The organism is Paenarthrobacter sp. A20 (assembly GCF_024168825.1).
Classification (GTDB): domain Bacteria; phylum Actinomycetota; class Actinomycetes; order Actinomycetales; family Micrococcaceae; genus Arthrobacter.
This window is the reverse complement of record NZ_JALJWH010000001.1, coordinates 1,095,697-1,109,510: the sequence shown is the minus strand read 5'-3', so window position 1 is coordinate 1,109,510 and position 13,814 is coordinate 1,095,697. Positions and strand designations below refer to the sequence as shown.

Here is a 13,814-nt window from a genome sequence, read left to right as displayed (position 1 = left end):
CAACCCCCAAAAGGATCAGCCACGTGCGTGCTCTAGATGCTCGCGTCCACTATGTAGTTCTCAAACAACAACCCCATCAACCAGACCACCACCCACCACAACCCACACAGGGCTGAAAACAGTGACCAGCAGTACCGGAAGCAGGAACAAAAGAAACACCAGAAGTGCCCCCCTGCATTGCTGCAAAAAGGTCCTGTTGCCTCAGGACCCAACAGTGCGCCAAACACAACCCCCACAAACCGCACGCCCCGGCCACGTTCCAAACAACACCACACCCCAAAGAGGCACAGGTCGCCGTACTGGCACCAGGACACAACCGGTAAAGGCCATGCCAAACAAGTTTGATTCGTTGATATTCCACCCATGAGCACCCACCGCAGAACAGACGCCTGCGCAATGGGCAACACTGACAACCACCACCACACCCATGCAGGCGCAGCAACCAGTTGCTAGCAGCTCCTTAGAAAGGAGGTGATCCAGCCGCACCTTCCGGTACGGCTACCTTGTTACGACTTAGTCCCAATCGCCGGTCCCACCTTCGACGGCTCCCCCCACAAGGGTTAGGCCACCGGCTTCGGGTGTTACCAACTTTCGTGACTTGACGGGCGGTGTGTACAAGGCCCGGGAACGTATTCACCGCAGCGTTGCTGATCTGCGATTACTAGCGACTCCGACTTCATGGGGTCGAGTTGCAGACCCCAATCCGAACTGAGACCGGCTTTTTGGGATTAGCTCCACCTCACAGTATCGCAACCCTTTGTACCGGCCATTGTAGCATGCGTGAAGCCCAAGACATAAGGGGCATGATGATTTGACGTCGTCCCCACCTTCCTCCGAGTTGACCCCGGCAGTCTCCTATGAGTCCCCGCCATAACGCGCTGGCAACATAGAACGAGGGTTGCGCTCGTTGCGGGACTTAACCCAACATCTCACGACACGAGCTGACGACAACCATGCACCACCTGTAAACCGACCGCAAGCGGGGCACCTGTTTCCAGGTATTACCGGTTCATGTCAAGCCTTGGTAAGGTTCTTCGCGTTGCATCGAATTAATCCGCATGCTCCGCCGCTTGTGCGGGCCCCCGTCAATTCCTTTGAGTTTTAGCCTTGCGGCCGTACTCCCCAGGCGGGGCACTTAATGCGTTAGCTACGGCGCGGAAAACGTGGAATGTCCCCCACACCTAGTGCCCAACGTTTACGGCATGGACTACCAGGGTATCTAATCCTGTTCGCTCCCCATGCTTTCGCTCCTCAGCGTCAGTTAATGCCCAGAGACCTGCCTTCGCCATCGGTGTTCCTCCTGATATCTGCGCATTTCACCGCTACACCAGGAATTCCAGTCTCCCCTACATCACTCTAGTCTGCCCGTACCCACTGCAGAACCGGAGTTGAGCCCCGGTCTTTCACAGCAGACGCGACAAACCGCCTACGAGCTCTTTACGCCCAATAATTCCGGATAACGCTTGCGCCCTACGTATTACCGCGGCTGCTGGCACGTAGTTAGCCGGCGCTTCTTCTGCAGGTACCGTCACTTTCGCTTCTTCCCTACTGAAAGAGGTTTACAACCCGAAGGCCGTCATCCCTCACGCGGCGTCGCTGCATCAGGCTTGCGCCCATTGTGCAATATTCCCCACTGCTGCCTCCCGTAGGAGTCTGGGCCGTGTCTCAGTCCCAGTGTGGCCGGTCACCCTCTCAGGCCGGCTACCCGTCGTCGCCTTGGTAGGCCATTACCCCACCAACAAGCTGATAGGCCGCGAGTCCATCCAAAACCACAAAAGCTTTCCACCCCCCACCATGCGATGAGGAGTCATATCCGGTATTAGACCCAGTTTCCCAGGCTTATCCCAGAGTCAAGGGCAGGTTACTCACGTGTTACTCACCCGTTCGCCACTAATCCCCCAGCAAGCTGGGATCATCGTTCGACTTGCATGTGTTAAGCACGCCGCCAGCGTTCATCCTGAGCCAGGATCAAACTCTCCGTTGAAGTAAAACAAATCAAACAGACACAACCACACCCACCGGAAATAACGGCGAACACGGCTGCACAAAATTCGAAACCAGCTGAAAACCAGCCCACCACACACGGGGGTGCATGACAGAACTGGCATAAATTTCAACCAATCAATAAAACAATCGGTATCAACAAACTTGGCACACTATTGAGTTCTCAAACAACAGACCCCCCAAAACATCACCCCGCAGCACACCACAAAAGCAGCACACCAACAAAGGCCATTGGAAAAGAAGAGTTATTTTTGGCCGCCTACCGAACCGTACACACCTTCCGGCTTTCCGTTTCGCACCCGGCGACTCAGAAAACAATACACGCCCCCAACCCCCAACGCAAATCCACCCCAAACCCCCACCCCACACCACCCACACCCCACCCCAAAACCAAGCGACAGCACGCCGTCGTACGTGATCGTGAAGCCAGCACAGCAGGTACTGAATGAAGTGGCCGGGGGCGTTACCGAATGACGAGGGAGCGGCAGGGTGGGAGGATTGGACTCATGGAACTGCACATCACAGGAGATGCCGCCGCGGACCAGCTGCTCAGCGACGACGCCTTTGCGTTGTTGACGGGCATGCTGCTCGACCAACAAGTCACCATGGAGTCGGCCTTTGCCGGTCCGGAGAAGATCCGCACCCGTCTTGGTTCCCTGGATCCGGGCATGATCGCAGAACAAGATCCCGCCAGCTTCGTGGAAGTCTTCAAGGAGCGGCCGGCGGTCCACCGATTCCCGGGTTCCATGGCCGGTAGAGTCCAAGCCCTCGCGGAGACGGTCCACAATGATTGGGATGGAGACGCTGCTGCCATCTGGACCAATGGAACCCCCGACGGCCCAGAGGTGCTGCGTCGGCTCAAGTCCCTGCCTGGCTTCGGCGAACAGAAAGCCAAGATCTTCCTGGCCCTCTTGGGGAAACAGTGCAACCTGCAAGCGCAGGGATGGCGGGAAGCCGCCGGGCATTACGGCGTTGAGGGCTCCTACCTATCTGTCGCCGATATTGTGGACGCGGATTCCCTGGTCAAGGTACGCGCCAGCAAGCAGGCGGCCAAGGCGGCCGCCAAAGCTGCAAAGTCGCCAAGCGCCTAGTTCCGCCAAGCGCTTCATTCCCGAGTGCCCTCGCGGTACGTAGAGCGGGTGACCTCCTCATGCCAAAGGGCGAACCTGGCAGAAGGCGACCGCTTGCCGAAGCTTGCCTGATTTCCACATAGAGCCTGGTTTCCACATACGGAGGTTGGGGCCTTATGGGCTCCGCAGCCTGAGGGGAAGAGTAGGTTCATGGAGCGGATTCGGGAAAGGCGCGGGAACAGTGCGGTCACAGCCGCGCCCACCGCTGCTACACGTGTCGCATCCGGTCGCCGCCCACAGCCCCGCGGTGGCTTGGTGAAGGATCTCAAAACCGCCGTGACCTCCCTCCAGCCCGCCTGGGACAGCAACGGGCTGATTGACCAGTTACGTGATCTGGAAGACCTAAAGTCGGCGATCGTTGCTTTGCAGGCGAGGATCGCGGTGGCGTTGGATCTGGCACAGCGGCAGGAGCAGGCCGAGGCTGGTGTGCCCGTGTCCGAGCGGGGTAAGGGTGTTGGGGCGCAGGTGGCGTTGGCTCGGCGGGAGTCCCCGAACCGTGGGTCCCGGTTGTTGGGGATGGCCAAAGCCTTGGTCATGGAGATGCCACGAACCTTGGCCGCGTTGAACACGGGCCAGTTGAATGAGTGGCGTGCGACGCTGCTGGTGAAGGAAACAGCGTGCTTGTCCGTGGAGGACAGGTGTGCCGTGGACGAGGAACTCGCAGCGGATACCGGAACCTTCGACGGCGCCGGAGATCAAGCGATCATTGCCGCAGCGAAAGCGGCCGCGTACCGGCGCGATCCGCGGTCGGTGGTGAAGCGTGCCAGCCACGCCGCCACCGAACGGACCGTGAGCCTGCGTCCGGCGCCGGACACCATGACGTACCTGACCGCGCTGCTGCCGGTCGCTCAGGGAGTGGCTGTCTATGCGGCACTGACCCGGCATGCTGATTCTGCCCGTTCGGCCGGTGATCCCCGGAACCGGGGCCAGGTCATGGCCGACACCCTCGTTGAGCGGGTCACCGGTACGCCGTGCGGGATCTCAGGGATCAACCTGGACCTCGTCATGACCGACCGGACCCTCTTCCAGGGCGATGCCGAACCCGCACGCGTGAAGGGCTACGGAATCGTCCCAGCAGGGTGGGCCCGGAAACTGGTCGGTGCAGGCGGTGCAGGCAGGGAGATTCCAGTCGTCCAGGATCCCTCGGCTGGCAGCGACTCCGGTCCTCCGCGGGATCCCGAGCTCCACGTCTGGGTCCGCCGGCTCTACACTGCACCGGCCACAGGAGATCTCCTGACAACGGATTCCAAAGCCAGGCTCTTTCCACCGCGGCTCAGACGCTTCATTGAAACCCGCGATGACACCTGCCGCACACCCTACTGCGACGCGCCCATCCGGCACATCGACCACATCGTGCCCTGGCACGCCGGAGGCACCACCACCCTGGCCAACGGGGCCGGACTCTGCGAAGCCTGCAACCACACCAAAGAAAACCCGGGCTGGAGCGCCAACACCAGGCCCGGGGAAAGACACACCCTGGAAATACGCACGCCTACGGGACACGCCTACCGCTCCAAAGCCCCTGTTCTGCCGGGCTGATAGATAGCTATACCGGCCCTGTTGGCACCATCCCCTCCGGAACCTCCGGCGGAAACCGTGAGCGTGCCCTTCCCGGGACCCCGAGGCGGCCCAACCCGCTGGTACGCACCAGACGAAGGTTCCGGCGACGAGCGAAATGGTAATGCCGCGGAGGGATACTTGGGCAGCCACGGGTTCCGCTGGACAGGGCGCCAGGCGCCGTTCGCGGTTGACCAGAATTCGCGGTTAACGACAAAAGGGCCTCCACTTAGTGAAGGCCCTTTGCTGGCGACGAAATGCCGACGTCGGATAGACAGACACCTGCACGGAAGCACTATCGCTGCCAACGGGGTGTGTGGGTGGTTAAATGTGAAGAGCCCCGACCGTCGTGGTCGGGGCTCTTCTTAATGGTTGTCCGGCGGTGTCCTACTCTCCCACACCCTCCCGGGTGCAGTACCATCGGCGCTGTGGGTCTTAGCTTCCGGGTTCGGAATGGGACCGGGCGTTTCCCCCACGCTATGACCGCCGTAACTTTGTTACCCGTCCGCGCCCCGGTGGTGGGGTGGGTGGGAAGCGTGGTTACAACTGTGGTGTTGTTATTTTGTTGTGTTTTTGTTCCTGGAACAAGCGGGTTGTTGTTCGGGAACCACATAGTGGACGCGTGCAGTGTGTTGTGTGGTGTAAGTTGTTGGCCTATTAGTACCGGTCAGCTTCACGAGTCTTTAGTCCTCGCTTCCACATCCGGCCTATCAACCCAGTGGTCTGGCTGGGGGCCTCTCACACATAAATGTGTATGGAAATCTCATCTTGAAGCGAGCTTCCCGCTTAGATGCTTTCAGCGGTTATCCCATCCGAACGTAGCTAATCAGCGATGCACTTGGCAGTACAACTGACACACCAGAGGTTCGTCCGTCCCGGTCCTCTCGTACTAAGGACAGCCCTTCTCAAATTTCCTGCGCGCGCAGCGGATAGGGACCGAACTGTCTCACGACGTTCTAAACCCAGCTCGCGTACCGCTTTAATGGGCGAACAGCCCAACCCTTGGGACCTACTCCAGCCCCAGGATGCGACGAGCCGACATCGAGGTGCCAAACCATGCCGTCGATATGGACTCTTGGGCAAGATCAGCCTGTTATCCCCGAGGTACCTTTTATCCGTTGAGCGACGGCCATTCCACAATGTACCGCCGGATCACTAGTCCCGACTTTCGTCCCTGCTTGAGATGTCTCTCTCACAGTCAAGCTCCCTTGTGCACTTACACTCGACACCTGATTGCCAACCAGGCTGAGGGAACCTTTGGGCGCCTCCGTTACTTTTTAGGAGGCAACCGCCCCAGTTAAACTACCCATCAGGCACTGTCCCTGACCCGGATCACGGGCCGAAGTTAGATGTCCAAAGTGACCAGAGTGGTATTTCAACGATGACTCCACCCGAACTGGCGTCCGGGTTTCAACGTCTCCCACCTATCCTACACAAGCCACTCCGAACACCAATACCAAACTATAGTAAAGGTCTCGGGGTCTTTCCGTCCTGCTGCGCGTAACGAGCATCTTTACTCGTACTGCAATTTCGCCGAGTTTATGGTTGAGACAGCGGGGAAGTCGTTACTCCATTCGTGCAGGTCGGAACTTACCCGACAAGGAATTTCGCTACCTTAGGATGGTTATAGTTACCACCGCCGTTTACTGGGGCTTAAATTCTCAGCTTCGCCACAAGTGGCTAACCGGTCCTCTTAACCTTCCAGCACCGGGCAGGAGTCAGTCCGTATACATCGTCTTGCGACTTCGCACGGACCTGTGTTTTTAGTAAACAGTCGCTTCCCCCTGGTCTCTGCGGCCCACACCCGCTCACGGAGAGCAAGTCTCCATCACGGGGCAGGCCCCCCTTCTCCCGAAGTTACGGGGGCATTTTGCCGAGTTCCTTAACCATAATTCTCTCGATCGCCTTGGTATTCTCTACCTGATCACCTGTGTCGGTTTGGGGTACGGGCGGCTAAAACCTCGCGTCGATGCTTTTCTTGGCAGCATAGGATCACCGGATCCCCCCAAACGGGAGTCCCATCAGATCTCAGGATTGTGCTCGAAACACACAGGAACGGATTTGCCTATCCCTGACCCTACATCCTTAGACCGGGGCAACCATCGCCCGGCCCGGCTACCTTCCTGCGTCACACCTGTTAATACGCTTACCTCCCGGGATCAGGTCCCGCGCTCGGCCAAAACCCACAACACCACAAGGGTGAGCGGGCAGGCTCCGGGCGGTTAGTATCCCCCGCTTGGCATGGGCGGTTTTTCGCCGGTACGGGAATATCAACCCGTTGTCCATCGACTACGCCTGTCGGCCTCGCCTTAGGTCCCGACTTACCCAGGGCAGATTAGCTTGACCCTGGAACCCTTGATCATTCGGCGGACGGGTTTCTCACCCGTCTTTCGCTACTCATGCCTGCATTCTCACTCGTGTAGGCTCCACCGCTGGTTTCCACCGCGACTTCACTGCCCACACGACGCTCCCCTACCACTCCACACCCCTGAACCACGAAGGCTAGGGCAATGTGTGAAATCCACAACTTCGGCGGTGTACTTGAGCCCCGCTACATTGTCGGCGCGGAATCACTTGACCAGTGAGCTATTACGCACTCTTTCAAGGATGGCTGCTTCTAAGCCAACCTCCTGGTTGTCTTCGCAACTCCACATCCTTTCCCACTTAGCACACGCTTAGGGGCCTTAGTTGGTGGTCTGGGCTGTTTCCCTCTCGACTATGAAGCTTATCCCCCACAGTCTCACTGCTGCGCTCTCACTTACCGGCATTCGGAGTTTGGCTGACGTCAGTAACCTTGTAGGGCCCATCGGCCATCCAGTAGCTCTACCTCCGGCAAGAAACACGCAACGCTGCACCTAAATGCATTTCGGGGAGAACCAGCTATCACGGAGTTTGATTGGCCTTTCACCCCTACCCACAGCTCATCCCCTCCATTTTCAACTGAAGTGGGTTCGGTCCTCCACGACGTCTTACCGTCGCTTCAACCTGGCCATGGGTAGATCACTCCGCTTCGGGTCTAGATCACGCCACTACACTCGCCCTATTCAGACTCGCTTTCGCTACGGCTACCCCACACGGGTTAACCTCGCGACGTAACACTAACTCGCAGGCTCATTCTTCAAAAGGCACGCCGTCACCAGAATCAGACTGGCTCCGACGGATTGTAAGCACACGGTTTCAGGTACTGTTTCACTCCCCTCCCGGGGTACTTTTCACCTTTCCCTCACGGTACTGGTCCGCTATCGGTCATTAGGAAGTATTTAGGCTTATCAGGTGGTCCTGACAGATTCGCACGGGATTTCTCGGGCCCCGTGCTACTTGGGATCCTCTCCAGGCGGCACACAACATTACGGTTACGGGGCTCACACCCTCTCTGGCCGGCCTTTCAAGACCGTTCACCTATGCTCATGCTCTCACCCCATTGGTCCGGCAGAACCAAAACGGAAAGTCCCACAACCCCGCCCATGCAACGCCCGCCGGCTATCACACATGGAACGGTTTAGCCTCATCCGCGTTCGCTCGCCACTACTAACGGAATCACTCTTGTTTTCTCTTCCTGCGGGTACTGAGATGTTTCACTTCCCCGCGTTCCCCCCACGCACCCTATGTGTTCAGATGCGGGTCACACAATCACCATGACAGCGTTGTGCGGGGTTTCCCCATTCGGACATCCTGGGATCAACGCTCGGTTATCAACTCCCCCAGGCTTATCGCAGATTCCTACGTCCTTCTTCGGCTCCTAATGCCAAGGCATCCACCGTGTGCCCTTAAAAACTTGACCACACAAAGATCAAAAACTTACTCGAGAGAACCACGACCACAAGGGCCAGGTTCATTCATAAGAAATTGCTGTAAGAACACACACACCAACCCCCAAAAGGATCAGCCACGTGCGTGCTCTAGATGCTCGCGTCCACTATGTAGTTCTCAAACAACAACCCCATCAACCAGACCACCACCCACCACAACCCACACAGGGCTGAAAACAGTGACCAGCAGTACCGGAAGCAGGAACAAAAGAAACACCAGAAGTGCCCCCCTGCATTGCTGCAAAAAGGTCCTGTTGCCTCAGGACCCAACAGTGCGCCAAACACAACCCCCACAAACCGCACGCCCCGGCCACGTTCCAAACAACACCACACCCCAAAGAGGCACAGGTCGCCGTACTGGCACCAGGACACAACCGGTAAAGGCCATGCCAAACAAGTTTGATTCGTTGATATTCCACCCATGAGCACCCACCGCAGAACAGACGCCTGCGCAATGGGCAACACTGACAACCACCACCACACCCATGCAGGCGCAGCAACCAGTTGCTAGCAGCTCCTTAGAAAGGAGGTGATCCAGCCGCACCTTCCGGTACGGCTACCTTGTTACGACTTAGTCCCAATCGCCGGTCCCACCTTCGACGGCTCCCCCCACAAGGGTTAGGCCACCGGCTTCGGGTGTTACCAACTTTCGTGACTTGACGGGCGGTGTGTACAAGGCCCGGGAACGTATTCACCGCAGCGTTGCTGATCTGCGATTACTAGCGACTCCGACTTCATGGGGTCGAGTTGCAGACCCCAATCCGAACTGAGACCGGCTTTTTGGGATTAGCTCCACCTCACAGTATCGCAACCCTTTGTACCGGCCATTGTAGCATGCGTGAAGCCCAAGACATAAGGGGCATGATGATTTGACGTCGTCCCCACCTTCCTCCGAGTTGACCCCGGCAGTCTCCTATGAGTCCCCGCCATAACGCGCTGGCAACATAGAACGAGGGTTGCGCTCGTTGCGGGACTTAACCCAACATCTCACGACACGAGCTGACGACAACCATGCACCACCTGTAAACCGACCGCAAGCGGGGCACCTGTTTCCAGGTATTACCGGTTCATGTCAAGCCTTGGTAAGGTTCTTCGCGTTGCATCGAATTAATCCGCATGCTCCGCCGCTTGTGCGGGCCCCCGTCAATTCCTTTGAGTTTTAGCCTTGCGGCCGTACTCCCCAGGCGGGGCACTTAATGCGTTAGCTACGGCGCGGAAAACGTGGAATGTCCCCCACACCTAGTGCCCAACGTTTACGGCATGGACTACCAGGGTATCTAATCCTGTTCGCTCCCCATGCTTTCGCTCCTCAGCGTCAGTTAATGCCCAGAGACCTGCCTTCGCCATCGGTGTTCCTCCTGATATCTGCGCATTTCACCGCTACACCAGGAATTCCAGTCTCCCCTACATCACTCTAGTCTGCCCGTACCCACTGCAGAACCGGAGTTGAGCCCCGGTCTTTCACAGCAGACGCGACAAACCGCCTACGAGCTCTTTACGCCCAATAATTCCGGATAACGCTTGCGCCCTACGTATTACCGCGGCTGCTGGCACGTAGTTAGCCGGCGCTTCTTCTGCAGGTACCGTCACTTTCGCTTCTTCCCTACTGAAAGAGGTTTACAACCCGAAGGCCGTCATCCCTCACGCGGCGTCGCTGCATCAGGCTTGCGCCCATTGTGCAATATTCCCCACTGCTGCCTCCCGTAGGAGTCTGGGCCGTGTCTCAGTCCCAGTGTGGCCGGTCACCCTCTCAGGCCGGCTACCCGTCGTCGCCTTGGTAGGCCATTACCCCACCAACAAGCTGATAGGCCGCGAGTCCATCCAAAACCACAAAAGCTTTCCACCCCCCACCATGCGATGAGGAGTCATATCCGGTATTAGACCCAGTTTCCCAGGCTTATCCCAGAGTCAAGGGCAGGTTACTCACGTGTTACTCACCCGTTCGCCACTAATCCCCCAGCAAGCTGGGATCATCGTTCGACTTGCATGTGTTAAGCACGCCGCCAGCGTTCATCCTGAGCCAGGATCAAACTCTCCGTTGAAGTAAAACAAATCAAACAGACACAACCACACCCACCGGAAATAACGGTAGAACGCGGCTGCACAAAATTCGAAACCAGCTGAAAACCAGCCCACCACACACGGGGGTGCATGACAGAACTGGCATAAATTTCAACCAATCAATAAAACAATCGGTATCAACAAACTTGGCACACTATTGAGTTCTCAAACAACAGACACAACCGGCACCACCCACACCCCACAGGGTCCAGGATCGCTCCGGAGCAACTTTTCAAACTTACCCGAACCAGCCGCACAAAGCAAACCAGAACCCGGGCCTCCCACACCAACCAGCAGCGCACCAAAGCACCACCGAAACCGGCAATTTGAAGGGAGATTGTCACCATCAATCCGCAACAGCGGCGGCGACTCGAATAACTTTACACGCGCCCCACCCCCACACCAAATCCACCCCAACACCACCCAAAAACCCCGCAAACACAAGGAAAACAACCCCAAAAAGACGCCAACCAGCCCAAAAACCGACCAGGTGAAGCCCGTCACACCTGCGAATCCCGGCCAGCAGCCCCCAATCCAAGCCCAACCCCAAACGCCAACCACCGCCGTCGGGCCCTCAACCGAACTAGGCAGCCGGCACTCAGCCGTTAAACAACAACGCTCCCCCAGCAAAGTGAGAGAGCGTTGTTCATATCCAGCGGATAGGTGAGAGAACGGTGCTTGAAAACGGCGAAAAGGTGAGAGAGCGTCGGAAGGAGGAGGCGGGTGACTAAAGCCAACCAACAGAAGCTCAGTGACCTCCGTGGCCTCCGGCGCCGTCGGTCTTGCGCATCATGGCGCCGAGGACAACCGCGGCAACCGCAATGACAGTCGCAGCCAGGAACGCAGCCTGCATACCGGCCACCAGGCCGGACGAGGCAGAGACCACCGCGTAAATGGACACGAGCAGCGCTGTGCCGGCTGCACCTGAAACCTGCTGCGCGGTGCTGATGATCGCCGAGCCATGTGAGTAGAGGTGCGGCGGCAGCGGGTTCAGGCCCGTGGTGAAGGCGGGGGTGAACAACAGCGCCAAGCCGAGGCTCAGGGTGACGTGAAGCGCGATCACCCATCCAAGCGCACTGGCCTCGTCAAGCCGTGAGAACTGCCAGAGGGTCAGGACCATGAGCACCGAGCCGGACACGGTCAGCGGCAGGGGACCCACCTTGTCGAAGATCCTGCCGATAACCGGACCCAACAAACCCATGGCCAAACCACCGGGCAACAACGCCAACCCGGTTTCCAGCGGCTGCAGGTGCAGGGTGTTCTGCAGGTACAGAGGCAACAGGATCACGCCACCGAACAGGGCCATCATGGCGACGACCATCAGCAGCGTGGACACCGTGAACATGCGGAACTTGAAGGCACGCAGGTCCAGCAACGGGGAGTCGGATTTCTGGAGCTTCAGCTGCCGGAAAACGAATAATGCCAGGCTGACGAGACCAACAACCAGGGCGATCACTGGAACAACTCCGGCGTCGGCGCCACCAATCTGGCTCAGGCCGTATACCAGGCCACCGAAGGCGGGCACCGTGAGGATCACGGATGCGACATCAAGGGTAGTCTTCTCGCGCTCCCCCACGTTGGTCAGGTACTTCGCACCAATCGCGAAGGCTGCCAAGGCTACCGGCAGGACGAACACGAACATGAAGCGCCACGAGAAGTTGTCAAGGATGATGCCGGAAACGGTGGGTCCCATGGCAGGTGCAACGGAAATTGCAATGCTGACGTTGCCCATGACGGCCCCGCGCTTGGACATCGGCACCAGCGTAAGGATGGTGGTCATCAGCAGCGGCAGCATGATGGCGGTACCACCAGCTTGGACGATTCGTGCCAGCAGCAGCACCAGGAACCCTGGCGCCAGTGCGGCCAGCAACGTTCCGCCGCTGAAGAGTCCCATCGCAAGCATGAAGGCCCCGCGCGTGCTCATCCTCTGCAGGATGAAACCGGTGGTAGGGATGACGACAGCCATGGTCAACATGAATCCAGTGGCCAGCCACTGCACAGTGGAAGCACTCACCTGAAGATCCGTCATGAGCCGCTGCAGGGCGACGTTCATGATGGTTTCGTTCAGGATCACCACGAACGTGGCCACCAGCAACGTGACAATGACAGTCACGGATTCACGTGACATCTTCCCGGACACAGGCGTCTGGTGCACCCGCGGTGACGCCTCTGTGGAGGCGGCAGTGCCGGAAGCGCCGGATTCGGGCTTGCCGTTGGCGTCGGACGTGACGTCGGTAGACATGAGGGTTCCCCAAGGTTTGGATTTGGTGTCCGGCGAGCTGTGCCGGTGAAGACTAAAACAGTCTAAACGCCCATCCAATTCCCGTCAGCAGAAAAATTCCAAACGTTAGGAGAACAACGGAACGTTGTCGATGAGGCGCACCGGCCCCACCTTGGCCGCGATGATCGCCAGCCCTTCGCCCCGGAACGGCGTCTCCTTGCAGTTCTCCGCCAGCGGCTCCAGCGTGGCGGGATCCACGACGTCGAAATAGTCCAGCTCCACCAGCGGCTGGGATTCGACAAGCGCGACGGCGGAATCAAGGTCGAGCGGTTCGTTCGCGTTTGCGCGGGACTCAATAAGGCGCAAAGCCCGCGACAGCACCAACGCCGCTTCGCGTTCCTCATCGGAAAGGAAGCGGTTGCGGCTCGAGAGTGCCAGGCCGTCCTCACTGCGGACGGTGGTCACTGGAACAATCTCCACGGGGAAGTTCAGGTCCGAGACCATCCGCTTCACCAAGGCCAACTGCTGCGCATCTTTCTGGCCGAAGTAAGCACGGTAGGTTGCGGTCGTGCCGTCCGCTGCAGCACCTCCGGGGAGTCCGTAGTGCAACAGCTTGGCCACTACGGTGAGGGCGCCATCGAAGTGGCCAGGGCGCGAGGCGCCTTCCCACTTCTCGCCAAGCGCGCCGGATGTCACCCGCACCAAGGGCTGGCCGCCGGGATATACCTCTTCCACGGACGGGGCGAAAACCAGGTCGACGCCTTCGGCATCAAGCAAGGCCATGTCCGCGTCGAGCGTGCGTGGGTAGCGGTCGAGGTCCACAGCATCGCCGAACTGCAGCGGGTTCACGAAGATGGTGGCCACAACGACGTCGTTCCCGGCCACGGCAGTCCGGGCCAGTGCGGCGTGGCCCGAGTGCAGCGCGCCCATGGTGGGCACCAAGCCTTGGGAGTGTCCGCCTTTCATGGCCAGGAGCCGGGCGCTTTCGGCGCGCAGGTCCGCCGCAGTGGTCACGAGTTTGATGGCCATGCT

At 58.6% G+C, this 13,814-nt stretch carries 4 protein-coding genes and 4 rRNA genes; 2 read left to right on the top strand and 6 right to left on the bottom strand.

Annotated features, from left to right (window positions below):
* Positions 1–464: 464 nt before the first annotated feature.
* Positions 465–1,984 (bottom strand): 16S ribosomal RNA (locus J3D46_RS05315).
* A 526-nt stretch (positions 1,985–2,510) separates the two neighbouring features.
* Here J3D46_RS05315 and J3D46_RS05310 point away from each other — a divergent pair.
* Positions 2,511–3,095: an HhH-GPD-type base excision DNA repair protein gene (locus J3D46_RS05310; RefSeq protein WP_253465522.1), complete on the top strand. Its 585-nt coding sequence runs from the start codon at positions 2,511–2,513 to the stop codon at positions 3,093–3,095.
* Positions 3,096–3,284: 189 nt separating this feature from the next.
* Complete coding sequence (locus tag J3D46_RS05305) at positions 3,285–4,673, top strand: HNH endonuclease (RefSeq protein ID WP_374110764.1); 1,389 nt, start codon at positions 3,285–3,287, stop codon at positions 4,671–4,673.
* Positions 4,674–5,065: 392 nt separating this feature from the next.
* Here the strand turns inward: J3D46_RS05305 and rrf are convergent.
* From rrf to panC, 5 genes are all read right to left on the bottom strand, one after another.
* Positions 5,066–5,182 (bottom strand): 5S ribosomal RNA (gene rrf, locus J3D46_RS05300).
* Positions 5,183–5,327: 145 nt separating this feature from the next.
* A 23S ribosomal RNA gene (locus J3D46_RS05295) occupies positions 5,328–8,472 on the bottom strand.
* Between the two features lie 550 nt (positions 8,473–9,022).
* A 16S ribosomal RNA gene (locus tag J3D46_RS05290) occupies positions 9,023–10,542 on the bottom strand.
* The 16S, 23S and 5S rRNA genes sit together here, the layout of an rRNA operon.
* Positions 10,543–11,309: 767 nt before the next feature.
* Positions 11,310–12,803 carry a DHA2 family efflux MFS transporter permease subunit gene (locus J3D46_RS05285; protein ID WP_253465519.1) on the bottom strand — a complete coding sequence of 498 codons (1,494 nt, stop codon included), beginning with the start codon at positions 12,801–12,803 and terminating at the stop codon, positions 11,310–11,312.
* Between the two features lie 105 nt (positions 12,804–12,908).
* On the bottom strand, positions 12,909–13,811 hold the full coding sequence (gene panC, locus J3D46_RS05280) for a pantoate--beta-alanine ligase (protein ID WP_231341146.1): 903 nt from the start codon (positions 13,809–13,811) through the stop codon (positions 12,909–12,911).
* Between the last annotated feature and the right edge of the window lie 3 nt (positions 13,812–13,814).

Coding starts and splice junctions, on each gene's coding strand:
- J3D46_RS05310 (WP_253465522.1), top strand. CDS start 2,511: ATGGAACTGCACATCACAGGAGATGCCGCCGCGGACCAGCTGCTCAGC.
- J3D46_RS05305 (WP_374110764.1), top strand. CDS start 3,285: ATGGAGCGGATTCGGGAAAGGCGCGGGAACAGTGCGGTCACAGCCGCG.
- J3D46_RS05285 (WP_253465519.1), bottom strand. CDS start 12,803: ATGTCTACCGACGTCACGTCCGACGCCAACGGCAAGCCCGAATCCGGC.
- panC (WP_231341146.1), bottom strand. CDS start 13,811: ATGGCCATCAAACTCGTGACCACTGCGGCGGACCTGCGCGCCGAAAGC.